The organism is Chitinophaga sp., assembly GCF_036569125.1.
Classification (GTDB): Bacteria; Bacteroidota; Bacteroidia; order Chitinophagales; family Chitinophagaceae; genus Chitinophaga.
Genome location: NZ_DATCRF010000835.1, coordinates 1 through 25,622, shown reverse-complemented (window position 1 = coordinate 25,622; position 25,622 = coordinate 1). Strand labels below are relative to the sequence as shown.

15 protein-coding genes and 1 pseudogene are annotated in these 25,622 nt (G+C 49.0%); 10 read left to right on the top strand and 6 right to left on the bottom strand.

From position 1 onward, the window contains the following. The 5 genes from VIM87_RS30805 to VIM87_RS30785 all read left to right on the top strand — a co-directional run. A partial coding sequence (locus VIM87_RS30805) for a TonB-dependent receptor (RefSeq protein WP_332000701.1) occupies positions 1 to 3,173 on the top strand: 3,173 nt, incomplete at its 5' end. A gap of 8 nt (positions 3,174 to 3,181) precedes the next feature. Next, positions 3,182 to 4,855: a RagB/SusD family nutrient uptake outer membrane protein gene (locus VIM87_RS30800; RefSeq protein WP_332000700.1), complete on the top strand. Its 1,674-nt coding sequence runs from the start codon at positions 3,182 to 3,184 to the stop codon at positions 4,853 to 4,855. Between the two features lie 14 nt (positions 4,856 to 4,869). Next, on the top strand, positions 4,870 to 5,682 hold the full coding sequence (locus VIM87_RS30795) for an endonuclease/exonuclease/phosphatase family protein (protein ID WP_332000699.1): 813 nt from the start codon (positions 4,870 to 4,872) through the stop codon (positions 5,680 to 5,682). Positions 5,683 to 5,769: 87 nt separating this feature from the next. Beyond that, positions 5,770 to 7,164: a Gfo/Idh/MocA family oxidoreductase gene (locus tag VIM87_RS30790; RefSeq protein ID WP_332000698.1), complete on the top strand. Its 1,395-nt coding sequence runs from the start codon at positions 5,770 to 5,772 to the stop codon at positions 7,162 to 7,164. Between the two features lie 12 nt (positions 7,165 to 7,176). Continuing rightward, complete coding sequence (locus VIM87_RS30785) at positions 7,177 to 7,974, top strand: DUF1080 domain-containing protein (protein WP_332000697.1); 798 nt, start codon at positions 7,177 to 7,179, stop codon at positions 7,972 to 7,974. Between the two features lie 131 nt (positions 7,975 to 8,105). Here the strand turns inward: VIM87_RS30785 and VIM87_RS30780 are convergent, their stop codons facing one another. Then, positions 8,106 to 8,717 (bottom strand): superoxide dismutase, encoded by a 612-nt coding sequence (locus tag VIM87_RS30780; protein ID WP_089908432.1) that lies wholly within the window; start codon positions 8,715 to 8,717, stop codon positions 8,106 to 8,108. A 431-nt stretch (positions 8,718 to 9,148) separates the two neighbouring features. On the opposite strand from VIM87_RS30780, the gene VIM87_RS30775 reads away from it, so the two are divergent. Next, positions 9,149 to 9,856 (top strand): helix-turn-helix transcriptional regulator, encoded by a 708-nt coding sequence (locus VIM87_RS30775; RefSeq protein ID WP_332000696.1) that lies wholly within the window; start codon positions 9,149 to 9,151, stop codon positions 9,854 to 9,856. A 210-nt stretch (positions 9,857 to 10,066) separates the two neighbouring features. Next, entirely contained in the window at positions 10,067 to 11,002 is a 936-nt protein-coding gene (locus VIM87_RS30770; RefSeq protein WP_332000695.1) for an SPFH domain-containing protein, read from the top strand. A gap of 123 nt (positions 11,003 to 11,125) precedes the next feature. Here VIM87_RS30770 and VIM87_RS30765 read toward each other — a convergent pair whose 3' ends face one another. From VIM87_RS30765 to ligA, 4 genes are all read right to left on the bottom strand, one after another. Continuing rightward, complete coding sequence (locus tag VIM87_RS30765; protein WP_332000694.1) at positions 11,126 to 14,461, bottom strand: TonB-dependent receptor; 3,336 nt, start codon at positions 14,459 to 14,461, stop codon at positions 11,126 to 11,128. A 624-nt stretch (positions 14,462 to 15,085) separates the two neighbouring features. Then, on the bottom strand, positions 15,086 to 15,529 hold the full coding sequence (locus VIM87_RS30760) for a nucleoside deaminase (RefSeq protein ID WP_332000693.1): 444 nt from the start codon (positions 15,527 to 15,529) through the stop codon (positions 15,086 to 15,088). 5 nt (positions 15,530 to 15,534) lie between these two features. Then, positions 15,535 to 16,329 carry a class I SAM-dependent methyltransferase gene (locus VIM87_RS30755; RefSeq protein WP_332000692.1) on the bottom strand — a complete coding sequence of 265 codons (795 nt, stop codon included), beginning with the start codon at positions 16,327 to 16,329 and terminating at the stop codon, positions 15,535 to 15,537. Positions 16,330 to 16,334: 5 nt separating this feature from the next. Further along, positions 16,335 to 18,443 carry an NAD-dependent DNA ligase LigA gene (gene ligA / locus VIM87_RS30750; protein WP_332000691.1) on the bottom strand — a complete coding sequence of 703 codons (2,109 nt, stop codon included), beginning with the start codon at positions 18,441 to 18,443 and terminating at the stop codon, positions 16,335 to 16,337. Positions 18,444 to 18,491: 48 nt separating this feature from the next. Here ligA and VIM87_RS30745 point away from each other — a divergent pair, with 48 nt between their 5' ends. Then, positions 18,492 to 20,141 (top strand): amidohydrolase, encoded by a 1,650-nt coding sequence (locus tag VIM87_RS30745; protein WP_332000690.1) that lies wholly within the window; start codon positions 18,492 to 18,494, stop codon positions 20,139 to 20,141. Positions 20,142 to 20,282: 141 nt separating this feature from the next. Next, positions 20,283 to 20,993: an NUDIX hydrolase gene (locus VIM87_RS30740; protein ID WP_332000689.1), complete on the top strand. Its 711-nt coding sequence runs from the start codon at positions 20,283 to 20,285 to the stop codon at positions 20,991 to 20,993. Positions 20,994 to 21,443: 450 nt separating this feature from the next. Here VIM87_RS30740 and VIM87_RS30735 read toward each other — a convergent pair whose 3' ends face one another. Continuing rightward, entirely contained in the window at positions 21,444 to 24,767 is a 3,324-nt protein-coding gene (locus VIM87_RS30735; protein ID WP_332000688.1) for a methylmalonyl-CoA mutase family protein, read from the bottom strand. Positions 24,768 to 25,034: 267 nt separating this feature from the next. Here VIM87_RS30735 and VIM87_RS30730 point away from each other — a divergent pair. Then, positions 25,035 to 25,622: pseudogene (locus VIM87_RS30730) on the top strand (YncE family protein); the annotation flags it as partial.

Below are 25,622 nucleotides of genomic sequence, written 5' to 3'. Positions count from 1 at the left end.
CACAGCAGTTTGCCATTTCATCTACAGAGGAAAACACTCCTTCCTCGCCTGATAGTAATAATGCGAATACACCTGCCAACCTGCAGTTCCTGGGCCAAAGGATCAGCGCCGTAAATAACACGGCATATGATAACCGCTACTGGAACAACATACAGGTACAGCGTATAAGCGGCACCGTAAGGGGCGCCGGTAATATTCCGCTGCCTGGTGTAACGGTTACAGTAAGAGGTACGGGTAACGGCGCTGTAACCAATGCCGACGGCCATTTTGAGATCAATGTAACCGGCAGCAATGCGGTGCTGTTATTTTCTTATGTAGGATACCTGCCGAAAGAAATTACAGTGGGCGATCAGCAGCAGATAGATGTAGTGCTGAATGAAGATACACGGCAGCTGAACCAGGTAGTGGTAGTAGGTTATGGTACGCAAAAGAAAGTGAACCTTACCGGTGCAGTAGCCATGGTAGGGGAGAAAGAGCTGGCCGGCCGCCCGGTAACCTCCATGTCCACCGCTTTACAGGGCCTGCTGCCCGGCTTAACCGCCATCAATAACACCGGTTTTCCCGGTGCAGGCGGCGCTACGCTGCGTATACGCGGTACAGGCACCACCAACAATGCCAATCCTTTTATATTGATCGACGGCATCCCCGGTGATATTAATTTCCTGAACCCAACAGATATTGAAAGCGTATCTGTATTAAAAGACGCCGCTTCTGCCGCTATTTACGGCTCACGTGCAGCCAATGGCGTTATACTGGTAACAACAAGGAAAGGCAAGCAGAACCAGAAACCGATGCTGAGCTATAATGGCTATTATGGCATACAAAAACCGTATGCGCTGCCTAAAATGGTAAGCGCGCCGGAATATATGGAAATGCTGAATGAAGCCCAGCGTAATGTGAACCTGCCGGAAACCTATACCGCAGAAGATATTCAGAAAGCAAAAGACGGTACCGACCCGGATTATTTTGCCAATACCAACTGGCCTAAAGCCCTGTTCAAAAGCACGGCGCCGCAGCAGGAACATAACCTGAGCATAAACGGCGGCTCGCAGGATGTTACGTATTACCTTTCTTTTGGCCGGCAAAACCAGGATGGCCTGGTAGTGGGCGACCAGTACAGCGCCGTACGTAATAACGTACGTGCACGGTTAAACGCCATGCGTTTATTTGACATTGTAGATATTGATGGTAACCTGGGATATATTGACCGTACGCAGAACCAGCCCGCCGGTGGCACGGATGCAGATTCAGGACCTATTTATACATCTCTCACCATGTCGCCATTAAACCCGGTAAAGTTCAGCAACGGTACCTGGGGCTATGGCGGCGGCTCCAGCAACCCGGTAGCTATTGCTACGGATGGAGGTTACAACAACTTTAAATCACAGGAAGTAACGGGCAATGTTTCCGCCAAGGTGCACATCTGGAAGAACCTTGATTTTACAGGGCAATATGGCACCAACATCATTAACCAGCGCCGCAGCACCTTTAGCCGCAAATTAGATTATTACTACCCCGATACCGGCGCTTTCTGGTACAGCAATGCCACCAGCAACAGCCTGGAAATGCGGGATTATACCAGCCGTATGGAGAACCTGTCCGGCTTATTGAACTATGCGTTCAGGTTAGATAAGCACAATTTTAAAGTGCTGGCAGGTTACCAGCAGGAATCATACCGCTATGAATCCTGGGCAGCCAGCAAACAGAACTTTTCCAGTGATGATGTGCCGGTGTTTAACCTGGGCTCCGATAACCCGAATGCTACCGGTGATGGTTACCAGTATGCATTGCGCTCCTGGTTTGGCCGTTTGAACTATGACTTTAATGAAAAGTATTTGCTGGAGCTGAATGTACGCTATGATGGGTCATCCCGTTATTCTCCTGACCGGCGTTATGGTACTTTCCCATCCGCATCTGCCGGCTGGCGCTTTACACAGGAAAACTTTGTAAAGAACAGCAGCATTACCCGCTGGTTAAGCGAAGGTAAATTGCGCGCATCTTATGGTAGCCTGGGTAACCAGTATGGGGCCGATGGTACTGCTTATTCAGAATGGTATCCTTACATGCAGGTATTAACCGGCGTAGGCACTATGCCCATAGGTAACATACTTACCAGGGGAGTAGCGCAAACCAACCTGGCTAACCCGCTGCTGCGCTGGGAAAAAGTGAATATGCTGAACATAGGCCTTGACCTGGCCTTCTTTAACAACCGTCTTTCTGTAAGCGCTGACTGGTTTGATAAACAAACAAAGGACGTGCAGCTGAAAGTACCGCAGCCCGACATCTTAGGCCTGGAAGTACCGGACCAGAATGCAGGCGATGTATCCAACAAAGGCTGGGAGCTAAGCGTGGGATGGACAGACCAGATCAAAGATTTCAGCTACGGTTTTACCGCCCAGCTGTCTGATGTGCGCAACAAGGTATTAAACCTGGGCGGCGCCCCGCCGGTGCTGGATAACAGGATATTGCAGGTAGGCTATCCCATTAATGCATTTTATGGTTACCGTACAGATGGTTTAGCGCAGGAAGGTGATTTTACCAAAGATGCCAGCGGTAAGCTGGTACCCAACTTTGCCATTTTTGATGCAGACAAAGGAAAGGTGGCCCCCGGTGATCTTAAGTACCGCGATCTGAATGGCGATGGCAAGATAACAGCTGATAAAGACCGTACTGTGATAGGCGACGCTTTCCCGCGTTATACCTATTCCCTGCGCGGCAACTTTGGCTGGAAGAATATTGACTTTTCCTTTTTCATACAGGGAGTGGGTAAAGGCAATGGTTATATCAGCAGCATTGGCATCCATACCTTCCAGGCATATGGCTCTTACCCGCAGGAGGTGCACCGCGACCACTGGACACCGGAGAATACAGATGCCTGGTACCCCCGCTTTACTTACCTGGATACGCGTAATACCACGGCCCGCCAGTCGGACTACTGGCTGCAGGATGCCGCTTACCTGCGCCTGAAAAATATACAGATCGGTTATACGCTGCCGGGTAACTGGACCAGCCGCCTGCGCATACAACGGTTACGCGCATACGTATCAATGGACAACCTGTTCACCAAAACCAATTTCTTTTACGCCTACGACCCGGAAACGGTTACTACCAGCGGCGGTACTTACCCGCAGGTGAAAACCTTTGTGTTTGGTCTTAACATTAACTTTAAATGATCACTGCCATGCAGCAACATATATTACGTATAGCCCTGTGCATAACAGCGGTTTGTTTTTTTGCCGGCTGCTCCAAAGATTTCCTGGACCGCGGCGCGCTGGATGCAATTCCCAACGATGAGTTCTGGAAAACAGAAGGACAGCTAAAGCTGGCCGTGAACGCCTGCTACGATTACCTGAAAGGCAAGAACGTAGTGGATATGGAAAATATGGGCGATAATACCGTGTACCCGCCCATGACTGATTACCTGGCCATTTCCACCGGTAACTATGACTTTACACTGGGTACGGTTAACTCCGAGTGGGTGAACCAGTATAAAGGCATACGCCGCTGTAATCACTTTTTAGAGAACTACCGGAAAGCCACCGGCATTCAGCCGGCAAAAATGAACCAGTATGCTGGTGAGGTGCGTTTTCTGCGTGCTTTCCTGTACAGCTATCTGAGCTTTTTTTACGGGGACATACCGCTGGTGACCAATACCCTGAACATTGGTGATGATATGGTGTACGGCCCCCGCACACCGCGCGCACAGGTAGTGGATTTTATATTGCAGCAGCTGGATTCTGCTGCCACGGAACTGCCGGCCACCTATGCCGCTGCAGACCTGGGCCGCATTACCAAAGGCGCTGCATTGGGCTGGAAATCGCGCGTGGCGCTGTTCTACGGCAGGTATGATGTAGCGGAAGCAGCTGCCAAAGCAGTGATGGACCTGAACGTATACCAGCTGTATACAGCCGGCGGCGAAAATAGCTACAATGAGCTGTTCACCCAAAAAGGCAAGCTAAGCGCAGGCGCTAATAAAGAAACCATACTGGCCAGGTTGTACCTCATAGATGTATCTATGCACAACATGAGCCGGGAATGCCAGGTGCCGGATCAAACCTCCCGCTTTTGCCCTACCAAATCGCTGGTGGATGCCTATTTGTGCACCGATGGTATGCCCATCGAAAAATCACCCTTGTATAATGAAGGTGCGCAGCAGGCGTATGGGGATGTGTTTAAGAACCGCGACCCGCGCATGCCGCAGACCATACTGGCGCCTGGCGGCACCTGGGGTGGTAAGGATGATGGCGACCAGGATGCCAACCCTTCCGACATCTTTAACCTGCCCAAATTCAATTCAGATAAAAAAGGCAGCGTAACTGCTACCGGTTATTACTTTACCAAGTATGTAACAGTATCGGCAGTAGCTACCTACAACAAAGACCCGAACGATATTCACATTATGCGCCTGGCAGAAGTGCTGCTGAACTATGCGGAAGCGCGTGAAATGCAGGGCAAGCTTACACAGGCCGACCTGGATATAACCATCAACAAGCTCCGCGACCGCGTAGGCATGCATCACATGATCATTGCAGAATTGGGCGCCTGGGGCATGGACCTGCGCACTGAAATACGCCGTGAGCGCCGTGTAGAGCTGGCGCTGGAAGGGCAGCGTTACTTTGACCTGCTGCGCTGGAAACAGGGCAGCCTGCTGGCCGAAGATGTAAAAGGCATGAAAAAAGCTTTTGTACCCAGCTATATGCAGCAGTATGTAGCCAGTGTGCCGGTTGATGCAAATGGTTACATGATCGTGAATACGGGCCGCCGTTTTGTTGATCCTAAGAATTACCTGTGGCCCATACCCTTAACACAGTTCCAGCGGAATACTGAGCTGGGGCAGAACCAGGGATGGGAGTAAATGAAATATGATTTATGAAGTATTGTGTAATAATAAGCCTGTGCATTTTGCTGGCTGCATGCAGCACGAACAAAACAGCCACAGGAACGGAAACCATGCCTGGTGATACCATTAAGGTATTAACCTACAATATTCATCATGCAAACCCGCCATCAAGAAAAGATGTAATAGACCTGGATGCTATTGCCCGTGTTATTAACCAACAGCATCCTGATTTTGTGGCCTTGCAGGAAGTGGATGTGCATACCGGCCGCTCCGGCCGCGATGTGCATGAGGCGGAAGTGCTGGCAGCCAAAACCGGCATGCACGCACAGTTTGCACCAGGCATACCTTATGATGGCGGGGAGTATGGCATTGCCGTACTATCCCGCTATCCCATACAGGAAGGGCATGCTTATCACCTGCCATCTGCCCCCGGCTCCAAAGGAGAGCCGCGTGCCTTATGCACGGTTACGGTAAAGCTGCAGAACGGCCGGCGTGTAATGATGGCCAGCACACACCTGGATGTATTAAAACCGGATACTGACCGCTTGTTACAAATGCGTGAAATAAGCCGCTTACTGGGCCAGGCAGGTATGCCGGTAATACTGGCCGGTGATTTTAATGCGAAGCCGGGCAGCGCCGCCATACAGGTGCTGGACAGCGCCTTTACCCGCACCTGCGATGATTGCCCGTTCACCATCCCGGTGGATGCGCCTAACCGCACCATAGACCTGGTAGCCTATGCGCCGGCAAAGGCTTTTCGCGTAACAGAACATATCGTGATCCCGGAACGCTATGCATCGGACCACTTACCCGTAGCGGCTAAGCTGGTGCTGCTGCAATGAATTAAATTATGATTTCCCGCATTTAAGTCATAAATTAAAAGCCTTCTGTCAACCAAATCACGTTATCTAACATCAAACCGGAAAAACATGTCTGAAAATTCGATGGAAAATTCCCGCAGAGGGTTTATCAGTAAACTAGCCAAAGGAGTAGTAGGCGCTTCCCTGTTTCCAGGCATTATTACTGCTGCCGATAAAAAGCGTAACCTGGAATCACTGTCACGCATACGCGAAAAGTATAGTGCCAATGACCAGATCCAGATTGCGCTGATAGGCGCCGGTGGTATGGGCAGTGCGGATACCAATACGGCTATAACGGTACCGGGCGTAAAACTAATTGCGGCCTGCGACCTGTACGACGGCCGTTTGGCGGATGCTAAAAAGAAATGGGGCAATGATATTTACACTACCCGTGATTACAAAGAGATCCTGGAACGTAAGGATGTGGATGCCGTGATCATTGCCACGCCTGATTTCTGGCATAAGGATATTTCGGTGGCTGCCATGAACAAAGGCAAATCCGTGTACTGTGAAAAGCCCATGGTACATGAAATAGGCGAAGGCCCTGCCGTGGTGGAGGCGCAGCAAAAGAACGGTAAAGTAGTGTACCAGGTAGGCAGCCAGGGTATGAGCTCACTGGGTAATGAAAAAGCCCGCCAGCTGCTGAAAGACGGCGCTATTGGTAAGCTGAACTACGCGGAAGGTTTTTGGGCGCGTATGTCGCCACAGGGCGCCTGGCAGTATCCCATACCGGCAGATGCATCGCCTAAAACAGTAGATTGGGAAACTTACCTGCTGCATGCGCCTAAACGTGAATTTGACCCGCTGCGTTTTTTCCGCTGGCGTAATTACAGGGATTATGGCACCGGTGTTTCCGGCGACCTGTTTGTGCACCTGTTCTCCAGCCTGCACTTTGTAACCGGCTCTATTGGCCCCAATAAAGTAATGGCAACGGGCGGCCTGCGTTACTGGAATGATGGGCGCGAGGTGCCGGATATTATGCTGGGTATGTTCGATTACCCGGAAACTGCCGCGCATCCTGCCTTTAACCTGTCGCTGCGCGTGAATTTTGTGGATGGTACCGGTGGCACCAACTATCTGCGTATGGTAGGCAGCGAAGGTTCTATGACGGTAGAGTGGGATAAGGTAACCCTGCTGCGGAATAAAGGAGATGAGGAAGATCCTTTGCTGAAGAGTAAAAAAACGGAAGGCGCTGCTAACGGTAACGGCCGGCAATATGTATATGACCGCAAAAGCATGCTGCCGCCTGAGAAGCTGGAGTATGTAGCAGATCAGGGTTATAAAGGCGCGCACTTTGATCACTTCTATAACCTGTTCAATGCCATGCGTACCGGTGGTAAGGTGCATGAAGATGCGCTGTTCGGCTACCGTGCAGCCGCACCGGCGTTGCTGTGTAACGACAGCTATTTCCAGAATAAAATTATTGGATGGGACCCGAAAGACCTGAAATTGATAAACAAGTAAAAAATAATGATCATGAGAAAATTATTTGTTCCGGCTTTATCTGTATTAACTGTTGCAGCAATGGCATGCGGTAATGCATCCACCCCGGAAAGCAGCACCGATTCCACTACCGTGAGCGCTGATACCACCGCCGCTGCTGCCGCACCTACTGCAGATACAGCGCCGGCCAATGTATTAACCGATGCTGAAAAAGCAGACGGCTGGCAGCTTTTGTTTAACGGACAGAACCTGGATGGCTGGCACATTTACAAAGGCAAAACCTCCAACAGCTGGGTAGCTGAAAATGGCACCCTGCACTGCCTGGGCAGCGAAAAAGATAAGAGCGATAAAAGAGCCGATCTTACTTCCGACGGCACTTATGATAATTTTGAGCTGCAGGCCGACTGGAAGCTGGCTCCTAAAGGCAACAGCGGCATCATTTACCTGGCATCAGAAGAATTTGATGCAGCGTATAAGAGCGGCCCGGAATACCAGCTGATAGATGATGAGAACTTCCCTGAAAAGCTGGAAGGCTGGCAAAAGACCGGCGCTAACTACGCCATGGGCGATCCGCTGGTGGCTGCTGCAAAACCCATTGGCGAATGGAACCAGGCCCGTATTATTGTAAATAAGGGGCATGTGGAACACTGGCTGAACGGTCAAAAAACAGCTGAGTATACCATTGGCTCACCGGAGTGGAAGAAGGCCAAGGAAACCGGTAAATGGAAAGATGCCAAGGGTTATGGCGCTACCAAAAAAGGCCATATAGACCTGCAGGATCATGGCAGCGAAATTTGGTTTAAGAATATAAAGATCAAAGAGCTGAAATAATGTGCAAATGTGCAGATATGCGGATGTGCAGATGGAAATTCATTTGCACATCTGCACATCTATAATCTGCACATAAAAAAAGCATCTCAGGTACCTGAGATGCTTTTTTCGTTATAGATAACAGGTAGTGACTACTTTTTCACAGCTGCATCATAGTTTTTGCTAACGGCGTCCCAGTTAACGGCATTCCAGAATGCTTTCAGGTATTCCGGGCGGCGGTTCTGGTATTTCAGGTAGTAAGCATGTTCCCATACGTCTACACCTAAAACAGGAGTGCCTTTAACTTCAGCTACATCCATCAGGGGATTGTCCTGGTTGGGGGTAGAGGTTACTTCCAGCTTGCCGTCTTTAACGATCAGCCAGGCCCAGCCGGAACCGAAGCGGGTAGCGCCGGCAGCGTTCAGCTTTTCTTTGAACTCATCAAAAGAGCCAAAAGTGCTTTTAATAGCTTCGGCCAGTGCGCCTTTAGGCTCGCCGCCTGCGTTGGGGCCCAGGATCTGCCAGAAGAAGCTGTGGTTCCAGTGACCACCGCCATTGTTGCGTACAGCAGGGCTTATTTTACCGGCGCTGGCTACCAGCTCATCCAGTGATTTATTTTCATGCTCAGTACCGGCAACGGCTTTATTCAGGTTATCTACATAAGCCTGGTGGTGTTTGCCATGGTGAATTTCCATGGTGGTTTTATCAATATGCGGTTCCAATGCGTCGGTAGCATATGGTAAGCTCGGGAGTGTAAATGCCATAACTTGATTTTTTATGGTTAATGAATAGTATAAATTTTACGGGTTTCAAATTTACTGCCTAATAGGGGAATAATCAAACATAGTTCGTCCATGGTCTATCGTCCATGGTCCGTGGCATACAGCATATGGCAGCGGTGCAAAGGATTACAGGGATTGTTAACAGGGGTTTAAATAATATAAAAGATTGCAGAAATAACATTACCGGCTCTGCATTATGTTAGCCCTGGCAGAATTGATACAGGCAGCGGTCCGTGGACTATGGATCATATACCGGGCGGACGTTAGTTCGCCTGCAAAATAACCTTGCACATATAGGTTTTTATTTTAAATTTACAGAATAAGCGTTGCAACAGCTTTTCATATACATATTTTTTCGTATGTGCTAATACGTGAGAGCCCGTTTTCACTATTGTTTGTTTAAAACTTAACGTATGCAGACTGAAGACCCTGGCATGAAATCAAACCCATCCACCGCAGCATTGCAGAAGGAGCATGAGCAATTAAAAGAACGCGTGCAGTGGCTGGAAAACATGCTGCATCATGTGCCGGCAATGGTGTTTACCGCCAACCAGCGCAACAACCAGGTAAACTGGTGTAATGCATATATGGAAACCTTTACCGGCTACACGTTAACGGAAATGCATACACTGGGCCTGGAATTTTTCCGGCAGCTTATACACCCTGATGATTTTGAGATAACCGGCACTGCCCGGGAATCTTTCCAGAACAATAAGAATATTTTTGGCGGCGTAACCCGGGTACGGCCCCGCGGGCAGCGCGACTGGCGCTGGCTGGTAGGCTTAACCATTCCTTTCAGTCATGATGAGAAAGGGGAGGTTAAAGATGTGATCTGCGCCTTCCTGGACCTGACCATGGCTATTGACACCCATACCCAGCTGGCCGATGCCATGAGCGAGGTGCTGCGCCGGCAGAACGAGAGCCTGCTGCATAAGCTCACCTTTCGTGAAAAAGATGTGCTGGCGCTGGCGGTAAAGGGCCTGAACAATAAAGAGATTGCCCAGCAGCTGAACCTGAGCCGCCATACGGTGGAAACCCATCGTAAGAACATACGCCTGAAGCTAAAGGTGCGGAACACTACCGAGCTGGTGACCATTGCCCGTAAGATCGGGTTCCAGTAAGAACATATTAACAAAATTTTTTAAAAAATACCCAAGCTTGGGTATTTCATCACCGGAGAAACACGACTAATTTAGTGAGTGTTAATAGTATCAGGAATGCCTGTTAACTATGACCACCGGGAAAAAGGCCTTCATCCGTTGTTTGTTTTTCCTTAATATATATATTCGGCAATTTGGTTATATTTATTCTCTAAATCCAAATCCCTGCATATGCCGAGTATTGTTTTTACCACCATCATCGTCCTTTTAATTCTCTGGGTTTTCTTTTCGTCGTTTGTAACCGTCCAGCAAGGAACTATTGCAGTTACTACTATTTTCGGCAAGTACAGCCGTATCATGCGCCCCGGTTTGAACTTTAAGATCCCCATTATTGAAAAGGTATTTAAACGCATTTCTATCCAGAACCGCTCTGTGGAGCTGGAGTTCCAGGCCATTACCATTGACCAGGCGAATGTGTATTTCAAGGCCATGCTGCTGTATGCCGTATGGAACCAGGAAGAAGAAACCATTAAAAGCGTAGCTTTTAAATTTATGGATGAACGCAGCTTCATGCAGGCGCTCATCCGCACCATTGAAGGCAGTATCCGCGGTTTTGTGGCTACCAAGCGCCAGTCTGAAGTGCTGGGCCTGCGCCGGGAAATTACGGAGAACGTGAAAGAGCAGATAGATAAAACCCTGGAAGGCTGGGGCTATCACCTGCTGGACCTGCAGATGAACGACATTACCTTTGATGACGCCATTATGAAATCCATGGCGCAGGTAGTGGCCTCCAACAACCTGAAAGCGGCTGCTGAGAACGAAGGCCAGGCTTTGCTGATCACCAAAACCAAAGCGGCGGAAGCAGATGGTAATGCCATTAAAATAGCTGCAGAAGCAGAACGGCAGGCTGCCCAGCTGCGCGGCCAGGGTGTGGCCCTGTTCCGGGAAGAAGTGGCCAAGGGTATGACCATGGCTGCCAAAGAAATGCAGCAGGCCAACCTGGATACTTCCGTGATCCTGTTCTCCATGTGGACGGAAGCTATTAAGCACTTTGCTGAAAACGGCAAGGGCAACGTGATCTTCCTGGATGGTTCTTCTGAAGGCATGGAGCATACCATGCAACAGATGATGGGATTGAATAAGCTGATGGAACCCCAAAAAAAATAATTAATAATTAAGAATTAATAATTAATTGGTAGCTCCATAAAAAAGGTCCTGCATTCAAATGCAGGACCTTTCTATTTGAAGTACTGTATTAATTATTAATTCTTAATTATTAATTGGCAACTCTTAATTAAAGATATACCGGATACCTAACTGTCCCTGCCAGCGGGAAACTGCAGCAGTATTGTCTCTCCAGGAATTGGTTAAAGGTATTTCATTCTTCGCATCCAGGTAAGGGAAGGAGAACGCCGGTGTATTGGTGGCAGCGCCATTGGCATCGCGCAGCATACCTTCATACTTCAGGAAGGAAGTAGAGTTGAATGTTTTATATACGCCCCACCTGCGGTTCAGCAGGTTGCCTACGTTCACAATATCAAAGGTTACACGCAGGGTATGCCTGGTTTTATCTTTACCGGTGAACAGGTAAAAATCCTGCGTAATGTTCACATCCATCCGTTTGTAGAAGGGTAAGGTTACGGCATTACGCTCTGCATACTGGCCCTTATGCTGGCTCAGGTAATTATCCTGGTTAATGAAGTTGCTCAGCTGGTTCCAGATCTGTGCAGGAGTACGCTGGTCTGCATTGGTCGTTTGGTTGTAACCGGCATCTCCATAACCTACCGGCACCAGGTTGATCTCGCTCTGGGAAGCCGGAATGTAGATCAGGTCATTGTTACCGCCGGAACCATCATTGTTCAGGTCTCCGCTGTACGTATAGGATACTGCGCCGTTGGGCGCCGCCTCAAACACAAATCCAAAAGAGGTGGCAAAATACTTGGCGTAAGGAATACGGTAAGAGGCCGATGCGATGATACGGTGCGGCGTATAAAAATTCGTATAACCCAGTACGTTACTATTCGGATCACCGCTCACGGGGCGGTCGCGCCAGTTACCCTGTGCAATGGAGCCGCCATCATTAATGCTGCGTGATTTGCTGTAGGTATATGCTGCATTCAGGTACAGGTTCTGCGTGGTCTTCTGCACCTGGAAGGTAACAAAGTAAGCATAGCCTTTGCTGGAGTTGCGCATCAGGATAGCATCGCTGATGTTAGGATGGCTGAGGGTATTAACCGGCAGCTTGCCATAGATCTGCGAAGCGGAATAACGGGTACGGTTATCCGGTGAGCCTTGCAGTGTAATGCCGGTAGCAGGCAGGTTCACGTTCTGGAAATACACCGCGTTAATATCTTTTGAGTAGTTACCTTCCAAAGTGGCCACCACGCCCCCGGGCAGCACCTGGTCAACAGCCAGGCTGGCTTTCAGCACCTGCGGGTATTTGAATTTTTTGTCGATAGCAGCTATGTTATAGGAGGTAGAGAGCTGTCCGGCAGCAGGGCGGTAAGCATTGGGATCGGCATTGAAGATGTAAGGAATAGTAGGCGAGGTAGCGCTGGTTTGTGCCACGAAAGAGCCAAACTGTACGCCGTTGTTACCTGCCTGGTTGCTGATCCATACGGACGGGGGCGCGCCTGCAAATAAACCGGCGCCACCGCGTACCTGCGTGGTTTTGTTACCCGTTACATCCCAGTTAAAGCCTACACGGGGTGAGATGAGCGGCGTGGTGTTAGGCTTTTGCCCAACATCCAGGTGTACACCATCCCGGAAGGTAAGGGTGGTCAGCGAATCGTTGCGGGTAAATTTATTGTCGAAGATGGGCAGGTCTACACGCAGGCCGTAAGTGAGGGTAAAGTTGTTGTTCACCCGCCATTTATCCTGCACAAAAAGGCCCAGCTCCATCATACCTATTTTAGCGTAGGGGAAAGAGCCGTCTTTGGTGCTGGCATACTGCAATGCATAACGGGAGGCAGTAGGCAGGCCGTTGACAGCGCTGTTATAAAAATCAGTAAGGCTGTTAAAGCGGTAGTTACCATTGTAGTTAGGCGCAAACCCGTTCAGGAAACGCTTGTAATAGTTTTGCGTACCCAGGGTGATTTCATGCGCGCCTTTGTACATCGTAAAAATGTCGGACAGCTGGTAAATATCGCTGCTCAGCTTATTGTTGTACGTAAAAGGCTCATACCCGAAAGCGGTGTAGCTGGCGCCCTGGCCGTTCAGGATATCCACCAGCGGAAAGTTACCGCCGGAAAGGCTGCTGCGGAAATCGCGCAGGGCGGAATAACCTACCTGGAACTTATTGGCAGCGGTATTACCGAAACGGGTGTTCAGCTCCGCAATAAAAATGTTGAAGTTATTATTGATGGTATAACCGCTACCGCTAAACGGCAGGCCGGTATTGCTGGGCTGACGGCCGGAACCCGGCGCGCCGCTGTTGCTGGCGGCAATATCCTTAAAGGATTTCAGGTAGCTGTATTTAAAGGTAAAGGTGTTGTAGTCGTTCACGTTCCAGTCTACCTTAGCGGTGATCTTATCGCTTTGGGTACGGTAGCTGTAATCCTGGTACTCACCGGGGTTGTAGCTATATTTATCTATGAGGAATTGTTTGAGCTTATCCAGCGTATCGGCCACGGCCTGTGATACGTTACCACCTGCAAGTCCGCCCGGGCTATTGGCTATGAGGTTGGTAGCAGGGGCCTTGATCCTTTCCTGCTCCGCGCTTATAAAGAAGAACAGCTTATTAGGTATAATAGGACCGCCTACAGAAAAACCGCGCAGGTTATAGCTGAAATTCGGTTTAGGTACTTCTGCATTACCTACTTTACGGCCCTGTAAACCGGGCGTTTGAATGTAGGTGTATACGGAGCCTTTAAATTCATTGGTGCCGCTTTTGGTTACGCTGTTAATACCTGCGCCGGAGAACCCACCCTGCCTTACATCGTAGGGGGAGATGTTCACCTGGATCTGCTCAATGGCATCCAGGCTAATGGGCTGTGAAGCGGTTTGCCCGCCTAGCGTGGATGACAGTCCAAAAGTATTGTTGAAGTTAGCACCGTCTACCGTTACGTTATTATACTGGTTACTGCGGCCGCCAAAGCTCATGTTGTTGGTGCCGGAGCCGTTACCTGCTGCGGGGCTTAAACGGGTAAAGTCCTGCATGGAGCGGCTGATGGTGGGCAGGCGGTCCATTTGCGAACGGGTAATGATCTCCTGGCTGCCCGTGCGGCTGTTGTTGAATACTTTGTCCTGCCGGGTGGCTTTTACCTCTACTTCGCCCAATGTGCTGGTAGATGCGCTGAGCTTAAAGTCTGCTTTGTACTCCTGACCCAGGGCTAAGGAAATGTTATCCTGTTTTTCTTCCTTAAACCCGATGTAGCTTACCGTAACGCTGTAAGGGCCGCCTACGCGGAGGTTGGGCAGGTTGTAACGGCCGTCTTTACGGGTCACCGTCATGTATTTTGTGCCGGATGGCTGGTGAACAGCTATTACGGAGGCTCCCGGCACAGCGCCTTCCTGGCTGCTTACAATACCCGCAATATCAGCGGTTGTTTCCTGGGCAAATAATAGCACCGGGGCTATCAGTATGCATAATAGCATACTGGTTAATACACGTGTAAATTTTTGCATGTCTCGACCTGGGATTTTAGATTTTGGTAAAGTTCTGTACCGCACCGTATAATAGGGTGGCTGCGGGTATTATAAAATCATTAATTGTGTAACGTAGATTTATAGAGGCCGTATTTGAAATTACGGATTTTAGTTTTGGAAACGAAATTTTGTCCGGGATGATTTGATGTGGGATTTTGGGTGTTTTTATTTTGGCGATAATTGGGTAGGGCTTCATTTTGCAGGTCCAACGCCGGACTGCGCCCGCCTGGTTGGAGGGCTATCAGGCGGTGTCAAGCGGATGGGCTTTGGAGGGTTGATGGGGCGTTGGTGGTTCGTGTCACGCCGGGCAAGGTCCTTGCTTTGGACCTGCAAAGATTCAGCAGTGCGTTTATCAGGAGTGGAATATGGTTGTAATGCTAATGCTGCGTAATTATAGTGCAGTATGTTATTGATATATCTGTGCGGTAAAATCGATAATCTGTAATTGGCTTTCTGTAACCGGTTCGCAACAATCCCATACCAATGCAGCCGCTAACCGGTGGAAGGGAAGAATGCAAAAGACCAGCAGCAACAGACCGGCAGCAAAACACAATCAGCTTTATGCTTTATGCTTTGCGCTTTATGCTTTCAGCCTCAATTACCTCAGCGCAGTCTTCTCTTCTCAAAAAATGCTTTTACCAGCTGCAGGCTTTCGGTTTCGCCGGGGCCTTGTTCCAGCCTGGTTTTGGGGTGAAAGGGAATGTGCTCGCCGGTGGAGCGGCGGTAGCTGTGCTTATCATCGCGGGCAGCATAAACAATGCGGCCAATTTTGCTCCAGTATAAAGCGCCGGCGCACATCAGGCAGGGCTCAAGGGTTACGTACAGGGTTGCTTCCATCAGGTATTTGCTGCCCAGCGAATTGAAGGCCGCTGTTAAGGCTATCATTTCTGCATGGGCTGTACAATCGTTCAGTCGCTCTACCTGGTTGTAGCCGCGGCCAATAACCTGCTCATTCATCACTACTACGGCGCCTACCGGTACTTCATCATCGTCAAAAGCTTTGCGGGCTTCTTTCAGCGCCTGCTGCATAAAATAATTATCGTCCATAGCTATTATACTCCGGCTGGTTTTCTGCAAAGAAAATGTAAAAAATACGGTACTACCTGCGCATCCTGTAAGGATGGATGTTTTGTCAATACCTCATCATCGGGATAAGGCTCATTGATGCGCTCTAATAGAAAGCCTGCATCAACAATGGCGCTAACCCATTGGGTAAGCGTTCTGTTGAACATAGGTACTTTAAAGCTGGAGAATTTTTCCTTCAGCTCACCGGGCGCATTATTAAAGGTCCATTCTGCTACTTTTCCATTCTGGTAATTAAAGTAACCCCCTATTTCTACCGCATATGTTTCACCGGCTGCATTCCTTAAATTCTTCCGGTGCGGGGTATCAAAGCAGGGATGGGTAATGGAGAATTGAAAAAAGCCGCCTGGTTTCAGCACCCGGAAAGCTTCTTTCAGCGCTTCTTCAGGATTGGGAATATCCATCAGGCACATGAAGGAGGTAGCAAAGTCGAACTGCTGGTTATTAAAGGGCAGCTTAGCGGCACTGGCTATGGAATAGGTAATACCTAACGGTTCTTTATCTTCTGTTGCCTGTGCATGCGCAATAAAATTCTCTGCAATATCAACGGCCTGCAAAGTGGCGCCATTCTTTGCCAATAGCCGGGTATTGGCGCCTTCCCCGCAGCCAATATCAATACCGGAAAGTCCTTTTATTGCCGGTAACAGCTTAAAGAATGCGGGGGTATTATAACCATCCCGGTGAATATCAAATCCCGCCCGGGCCAGTACTGTCCAGGCTTCTGCATTTTCATTCCAATGCTGCCCTGCTTCCTGTTCGTTCATGGGAATTAGCTTTCTATCATCTTTATAAACTCATCCTCCGTTAGTATGCGGATGGTGTTGATCTTCTTTGCTTTTTCCAGCTTGCTGCCGGCATCTTCACCTACTACCAGGTAATTGAGCTTGCTTCTTACGCCGCTCAGTATTTTACCGCCCTGCTGCTCTACCATTTCTTCTGCATCGCTTCGTTTCAGTTTGGCTAAAGTGCCGGTGAACAGGAAGCTTTGGCCTTCCAGGCTGCCGCTGCCGGATTGAGAGGATTTATTATTGACCAGTGTTACACCCAGCGATTCCAGCTTTTTCAGCACAGCTATATTATCTGCATTGGCAAAGAACTGGGTAATAGAGCCGGCCACTTTAGGGCCAATGTCTTCCAGCTCCAGCAGCTGCTCCGCGGTCCAGTTCGTATAGTCTAACAGGTGATGAATGGCATTGGCCAGTGTTTTGGCAGTGGTTTCACCCACATAACGGATGCCCAGGCCAAAGATCAGCCGGTGCAGGGGTTGTGTTTTGGATTGCTCAATAGCCGATTGCAGGTTATCCAGGGATTTTTTGCCAAAGCCTTCCAGCTTTGCCAGCTCAGTAAAATCCAGCTCATAAATGCCGGGAATATCTTTCATTAATCCCAGGGTATAGAATTTACGCACATTGCTTTCGCCCAGGCTGCGTATATCCATGGCATCCTTACTCACAAAATGGATCATGCGTTCTATTACCTGCGCTTCGCAGTTAATGTTAGGGCAGCGCCAAACGCTTTCCCCTTCCGGCTTTTCCAGCTTGCTGTTACATACAGGGCAGTTCTTGGGAAATACAATATCCTGTTCGGAACCATCGCGCAGGTCAGCCACGGATTTTACAATGTAGGGAATTACATCACCGGCTCTCTCCACCAATACGGTATCGCCTATCTTAAGATCTTTTTCCTTTATCACATCTTCATTGAACAGGGAAATAGAACTCACGGTTACGCCGCCAATGGGCACGGGATCAATTTTAGCTACCGGTGTAATAGAGCCGGTGCGGCCTACCTGGAACTCTACTTTCCGCAGCTTGCTGGTAGCCTGCCGGGCTTTGAATTTATAGGCAATGGCCCAGCGCGGGTGGTGCGTGGTCATACCCAGCTTATCCTGCAGGGCATAGTCATTCACCTTTATCACCATGCCGTCTATTTCGTAGGGCAGGTTATCCCGTTCTTCTTCAAATTTCAATACGTAGTCAATTACAGCATCTATGCCTTTCACTACTTTCTTTTCCTTGCCGGGACTGCGGAAACCCAGGTGGCTCAGGAGGTCCAGCGTATTGCTGTGGGTCTGGATCTCTTTAGGCTCTTCCTTTCCTTTATCCATTACATGATAGCTCATGTGATACAGAAAGGCTTCCAGCCCGCGTTTGGCTACTTCGCGAGGGTCTACCATGCGCAGGGAGCCGGATGCGGCATTGCGCGGGTTGGCCAGCGGCGGCAGGTTATCTGCAGTGCGCTGATCGTTATAGGCTTTAAAAGTGTTTTTGTTGATAAGCACTTCACCCCGGATCTCAATAGATTGAATGCCGTAGGCGCTGAAATTGGCAGACAGGGGAATGTTGCGGATCTGCCGGATGTTCACGGTAATATCTTCCCCGGCTACGCCATCGCCACGGGTGGCGCCCCGCACCAGGCGGTCGTTTTCATAGATCAGGGAAATACTGGCGCCGTCGAATTTAGGCTCTATACAATATTCAATATCATTAAGGCCGGTGAGCTCGCGTGCTTTGCGGTCCCAGTCCACCAGGTCGTCGGAATTATATGAGTTGTCAAGGCTCAGCATGGGCACCAGGTGCTGCACCGTAGGGAACGATTTGCTTAAGCCCAGCGCTACCCGCTGTGTAGGCGAATCAGGACTTACCAGGTGCGGATTTTCCTGTTCCAGCTGTTTAAGCCAGGCAAACAGCTGGTCGTATTCAAAGTCGCTCAGCACCGGATCGCTTTGCACATAATAGCGCCAGTCATTATAAATGATCACGCGCTGCAAGGCTTCCAGTGTTTCTTCCGGGTTATTGAGCAGCTGTTGTTTGCTTAATTTACCCAGCAGCGTTTTGGCCAGCTGGGCAAGGGTGCGTTCTATTTCCTTCGTATACATATATTCAAAACTGTGCGTAAATTTAGTTTTTATACATAATACTCCCTCATGAAGTTATTACCCGTTTGCTGTATGGCCCTCCTTTGCTGGAGCTGCAGCAGTAAAAAACAAGCCGACCTTATTATTCATCATGCAAAGATCTATACCGTGGATGCGCATTTCAGCCAGGCGCAGGCAATGGCTATCCATCAAGGAAAGATAGTGGCCATCGGCGACGAGCAGGAGATACTGGAAAAGTATACTGCGCCACAGGTGCAGGATGCAGGCGGCCATTTTATATACCCGGGATTTATTGATGCGCATGCCCATTTCATAGGTTATGGTTTTAGCCTGCAGCAGGTGAACCTGGTGGGCGCCCAAAGCTGGCGGGAGGTAATAGACCGTGTAAAAACCTTTGCAGCAGCCCATCCGCCGGCTGCTACACAATGGGTGCTGGGCCAGGGCTGGGATCAGAACGACTGGCCGGAGAAGACCTTTCCTGAAAAAACAGTGCTGGATAGCCTGTTTCCCCATACACCGGTTTTATTAGGCCGGGTAGACGGGCATGCGGCTATTGCCAACCAGGCGGCATTGGATGCAGCGGGTGTACATGCAGGACAAACCTTAACAGGCGGCGTAATTGAAACAAAGAACGGAAAGCTCACCGGCATCTTAATAGACAATGCAGTGGGGATCGTATTTGATAAAGTACCACAAGCTTCCGGCGCCCTTTTGCAAAAAGCATTGCAGGATGCAGCTGCCAGCTGTTTTGCCGTTGGCTTAACCACTATTGCGGATTGCGGTATTATGAAAAATGAAGCATTGATGATCGACAGCCTGCAGCAACAGCAGCTTTTGAAAATGCGTTTATATGTGCTGCTAACAGATAGCTCTGAGAACTACGACTATTTCTTGCCCAAAGGACCTTATCGTACCGACCATATAAACATAGCCGGTTTTAAATGTTATGCAGATGGGGCTTTAGGCTCCCGTGGGGCCTGCCTGTTACAGGATTATTCGGATAAGCCGGGCTGGAAAGGCTTTCTGCTGAAGGATAGCAGCTATTTTGCCATGCGGGCCGCACAGCTGATCAACACAAAGTTCCAGCTATGCACGCATGCTATTGGCGATTCAGCCAACCGTGAAATACTGCGTATATACAGCCGCGTATTAAAGGGCAAGAACGACCGGCGCTGGCGTATAGAACATGCGCAGATAGTGAGCCCGGAAGATGTGCCTTTGTTTGGGCAGTACAGCATTATCCCATCTGTACAGCCTACGCATGCTACCTCTGATATGTACTGGGCCGGCGCCCGCCTGGGACCGGAGCGTATTAAAACCGCCTATATTTACCAGCAGCTGTTGCAGCAAAATGGCTGGATGCCGCTGGGGACCGACTTTCCCGTAGAAGATATTAATCCCCTGAAAACATTCCTGGCAGCAGTAGCCCGCATGGATGCCAATAACTATCCGCCCGGCGGCTTTCAGAAAGAGAATGCATTAACCCGGCAGCAGGCCTTGCAGGGCATGACCATTTGGGCAGCTAAAGGTTGTTTGGAAGAGGATACCCGCGGCAGCCTGGAGGCCGGTAAGCTGGCCGACCTGGTAATACTGGATCATGACCTGATGGAAATGCCGTTGGATTCAGTGCTGAAAACTAAGGTGCTGGCCACTTTCAGCGGAGGGGAACAAGTGTATAAAGCAGGTAGTGCAAAATAATTTTCGTTGATATAAAAAAAATCCCATAACTTTTATAATACATTACGCTCATTCAACCAAACGGGCCGTCATCCCTTAGAAACCGAATACCAATACAACGAATAGCAGGCTAATATTTAAGAATTCCACGTTTTTATAGCTATGCAGGCAAAGAACATTAATGCGCATCTGACAGAGATCAGTACCTACTTTAAAATGGCTATTTCGGTAGACTGTGTCATCTTTGGCTTTGACAATGATGAACTGAAAGTATTGCTGATAAAATCCGACCTCAATGAATTTACAGGTAAATGGTCATTACTGGGCGATATTGTACGCCCTGAAGAAGAGCTGAACGAAGCAGCTTACCGTGTGCTGAAAACCCGCACCGGCCTGGATCATGTGTACATGGAGCAGGTGCAGACCTTTGGCGGCGTGCACCGCCATCCTGCAGGGCGGGTAATTACAGTAGCTTATTATTCCCTGGTGAACATAGAGCAGAATGAGCTGAAAAAGCACGGGAACGAGCTGCACTGGCACTCTGTGAAGAATGTAACAGATATGGCTTTTGATCACCGGGAAATTTTACACAGCTGTCATGAGCGTTTAAAGCATAAGGTTATAGAGCAGCCGGTAGGCTTTAACCTGTTACCTAAAAAATTCTCCCTGCGTGAGCTGCAAAACCTGTATGAAGCCATACTGGATGTAAAGCTGGACCGGCGCAACTTCAGAAAGAAGTTTTTATCGATGGACCTGTTGGTTGACTTGCATGAAGAAGAGGATGATGTACCCCACCGGCCGGCCCGTTTGTATAAATTCAACTTTGAAAAATACGATCAGCGGAAGAAGCGGTATTTAGGGATTGGGTTTTGAGTCCATGGTCCATAGTCGATGGTCCATGGCTTACTTCGGAGGATAGGTGTACACGCTTGAAACAGCTGATAATCCATAGCCTATCCGGAGAACAAGATAAGCGCAGCAGGCAATGGACTATGGCCCATCGGCTTAAAGCGTATTTCATACGCTTTTAAAAAAATTTCTTTTTAACAAAAATTTAAGCTAAGATTGTGTAAGAGATACACATCGTTAGATAGTGTAATCATAGAACCAAAATTTAAATTGAAAACCAGGATCTGAATTTATCACGCTATTCTGAATGTAAAACCTTTGTTACCGTCGGGGTCTAAAAAACTCAAATACATTTTTATTTAATGAACAGGAAAATCCAGGATCAACATATTGCTGATTTATAGTTCCACGTAATGAAAACTTGTAGTCTTATTCTTAACGTGTGCCACACCTTTAAGGTGTGGCACACGTCAATTACATATTCCTCCTATACTGCCCGCCTACTTCATACAGCGCATGTGTAATTTGCCCCAGGGAACAGTGTTTCACCGTTTCCATCAGCTCCGCAAACAGGTTCCCGTTATTCACCGCTACCTGCTGCAGCTGTTTCAAAGCATTTACACTTTTATCTGCATGCCGTGCATGAAAAGCCTGGAGGGTAGTGATCTGGAATTCTTTTTCTTCCGTAGTAGAACGGATCACTTCTGCCGGTATCACAGTAGGAGATCCTTTTTTATTCAGGAAAGTATTTACACCCACGATCGGGTATTTTCCATCGTGTTTCAGTGATTCGTAGTACAGGCTTTCTTCCTGGATCTTATTACGCTGGTACATTCTTTCCATAGCGCCCAGCACCCCGCCGCGTTCTGTGATACGGTCAAATTCCAGCAGCACAGCTTCTTCCACCAGGTCGGTCAGCTCTTCTATAAAGAAAGAACCCTGTATAGGATTTTCATTTTTAGCTGTACCCAGCTCCTGGTTAATGATCAATTGAATGGCCATCGCACGGCGTACACTTTCTTCCGTAGGCGTGGTAATGGCTTCATCATACGCATTTGTATGCAGGGAATTGCAGTTGTCATAAATAGCGTACAGCGCCTGCAGGGTGGTGCGGATGTCATTAAAATCTATCTCCTGTGCGTGCAGGCTGCGGCCGGAGGTTTGAATATGGTATTTCAGCTTCTGTGAACGGTCGTTACCCTTATATTTCTGACGAATGGCTTTGGCCCATATGCGGCGCGCCACGCGGCCTATTACGGCATATTCAGGGTCCATGCCATTGCTGAAAAAGAAGGAGAGGTTGGGTGCAAAATCATCGATATGCATACCCCGGCTCAGGTAATACTCCACATAGGTAAAACCATTTGCTAATGTAAAAGCCAGCTGGGTAATGGGATTGGCGCCTGCTTCCGCAATATGGTAACCGGAAATGCTTACGGAGTAAAAGTTGCGTACCTGCTGTTTGATAAAATAATCCTGCACATCACCCATGAGCTTTAATGCAAACTCGGTGGAGAAAATGCAGGTATTCTGCGCCTGGTCTTCTTTCAGTATATCTGCCTGCACGGTGCCCCGTACCGTATTTAAAGCGTGGGCTTTTATTTTTTCATATACTTCCCTGTCCAGCACTTCATCGCCGGAAATGCCCAGCAGCTGCAGGCCTAAGCCGTTATTACCTTTAGGCAGATCGCCGTTATAATGTGGTAAGGGGTGTGCTTTGAACTTTTCTTTGATGCGCTGCTGTACCTGTTCCGTTAACCCGTTCTCCGAAATATATTTTTCACATTGCTGGTCAATGGCTGCATTCATGAAAAAGGCCAGCAGTATGGGCGCCGGGCCATTAATGGTCATGGATACAGAGGTTTTGGGATCACAAAGATCAAAGCCGCTGTACAGTTTTTTAGCGTCATCTACCGTGGCAATGCTTACGCCGGAGTTGCCTACTTTTCCATAAATATCCGGGCGGTGGGCAGGATCTTCCCCGTAAAGGGTAACACTGTCAAATGCAGTGCTAAGGCGCTTTGCCGGCTGATCCAGCGATACGTAGTGGAAACGTTTATTGGTCCTTTCAGGGCCGCCTTCCCCGGCAAACATGCGGGTGGGATCTTCCCCTTCCCGTTTCAGCGGAAATACGCCGGCTGCATAGGGGAATTCGCCCGGCAGGTTTTCCGTAAGCTGCCAGCGAAGGATATCGCCCCAGTCTTTGTATTGCGGTAAGCTGATCTTCGGAATGCGTGATTGTGAAAGGCTGGCTGTATATAAAGGCAGCTTGATCACTTTGTTCCTTACCTGGAACTCGTAGTGATCTGCTGTATACTGCTGCTGCAGCTTTGGCCAGTTCTCAATCAGCTGCAGGCAGCCGGGATGCAGCTGCTGTTGCAGGTGCGCCTTTATGTTGTTCAGTTCATCTTTAGCCTTTACTTCCTGCATGGCCAGCACTCCTTCCAGCTGGTATAGCTGGCTGGCAATGGCGCTTTGTTCATTTACCCATTTACCATAATCATGGATCACCTCTGTTATCTCTGACAGGTAGCGCACCCGCGCAGGGGGAATGATCTGTGATTTGGTAGTGGTATCCCGGGGCCGCTCATGGGTTAAGGGGCCAAACTGTACCCCGTTCTTGGATTCAATAATATGGATCACTTTTTCAAACAGCTGGTTAATACCGGCGTCATTGAACTGGGAGGCAATGGTGCCCACTACCGGCAGGTCCTCATCCTTTGCGGTCCACAGGCCATGATTGCGTTTGTATTGTTTGCGCACATCATGCAAAGCATCCAGCGCACCGGCTTTATCAAACTTATTGATAGCAATGGTATCTGCATAATCCAGCATGTTGATCTTTTCCAGCTGGGAGGCTGCGCCGTATTCCGGCGTCATTACATACAGGGATACATCGCAGTGATCTGTAATCGCGGTATCGCTTTGGCCAATACCGGAAGTTTCCAGGATAATGAGGTCAAAGCCAGCCTGCTTGCAAATGTCTACCGCTTCCTGGATATGCTCACTGATGGCTTTATCACTTTCACGGGTAGCCAGGGAGCGCATGTAGGCGCGGGGATGGTGAATGGAGTTCATGCGGATGCGGTCGCCCAGCAAAGCGCCACCGGTCTTTTTCTTGGAGGGATCCACTGAGATCACTGCCACGGTCTTATCTTCAAAGTTGTGCAGGAAGCGGCGCACCAGCTCATCTGTTACACTGCTTTTACCGGCGCCGCCGGTACCGGTAATACCCAGTACTGCCTTGGTTTTTTGCTGGTCCGGCTGCCAGTCGGGCAGCTGATCGTTTTCTGCAATGGTAATGGCCTGCGCGATGATCTTGTATTGTTTATCGGCTAATTTCTGCAGCTGTCCGTTCAGCACGGGTACAGTCAGGAAATCGCACTGGCGTACCACATCTTCGATCATGCCTTCCAGGCCCATGTGGCGCCCATCGTCCGGGGAATACAGGCGCGTAATGCCATAGGCATGCAGCTCCTCAATTTCAACCGGTAAAATGGTGCCGCCGCCGCCACCGAATATTTTAATATGGCCGCAGTGTTTTTCCTGCAGCAGGTCGTACATGTATTTAAAGAATTCAACGTGCCCGCCCTGGTAAGAGGTAACGGCAATACCCTGCGCATCTTCCTGGATAGCGCAGTCTACAATTTCCGCAGCAGAGCGGTTATGGCCCAGGTGGATCACCTCTGCGCCCTTGGATTGCATAATACGGCGCATGATGTTAATGGCGGCATCATGCCCGTCAAATAAAGCAGCCGCCGTAACAATGCGCACTTTATGCTTTGGTGTATAACTCATAATATCAGTTTTCCATTGGTATAAGCCAACGTTGCAAGTTACGAAAATAGGGGCAGCCGGGCTCCCGGCAAGATGGGACAGGAAGAATTAGCAAATGTTAAAGTTGGGATTGCCGGTATTTGAAAATATTTAACGGTAAATATGAATGATTGGATAAATGATACAATCGCTTTATTATTATCGTACTATTAATTTACGGTTAACGTTTCGCTATTGTACACCGCCCTTTCTAACTTTGCCTCCTTCCCGTCTTAAACTTACGCACTGATGAAAAAATTATGCTGCATCCTGGCCCTCATAACAGCCTTACCTGTTATGGCACAAAAGAAAACCACCGATACTGCCGCCCGTCGCATTACCCTGCCCAATGGCTGGTCTCTTACACCGGTGGGGCGTTCCCTGCCCCTGGGCGATCTGCCGCTGAACATGGTATTATCCAGCTCCGGCAAATTCCTGGCAGTTACCAATAACGGGCAGGGCCGGCAAACCATTCAGCTCATTGCTGCAGCAAAAGAAACCCTGCTGGATGAAGTGACCATTCCCAAGTCCTGGCTGGGCCTTGCTTTCAGTAAGGATGAAAAATACCTGTATGCATCCGGTGGTAATGATAACGTGATCTGGAAATATGCTATTAATAATAACAAATTGCAGCGGGCAGACAGCATTTCCCTGGGCAAGCCCTGGCCGGAAAAAATAGGACCGGCAGGTATAGCTATAGATGATGCGCATAAAAAGCTGTATGTAGTAACCAAGGAAAATAACAGCCTGTATATTGTTGACCTTACCACTAACAAGGTGCAGAACAAGGTGCCCCTGGAAGCAGAAGCTTATACCTGTGTGTTGTCACCGGATGCT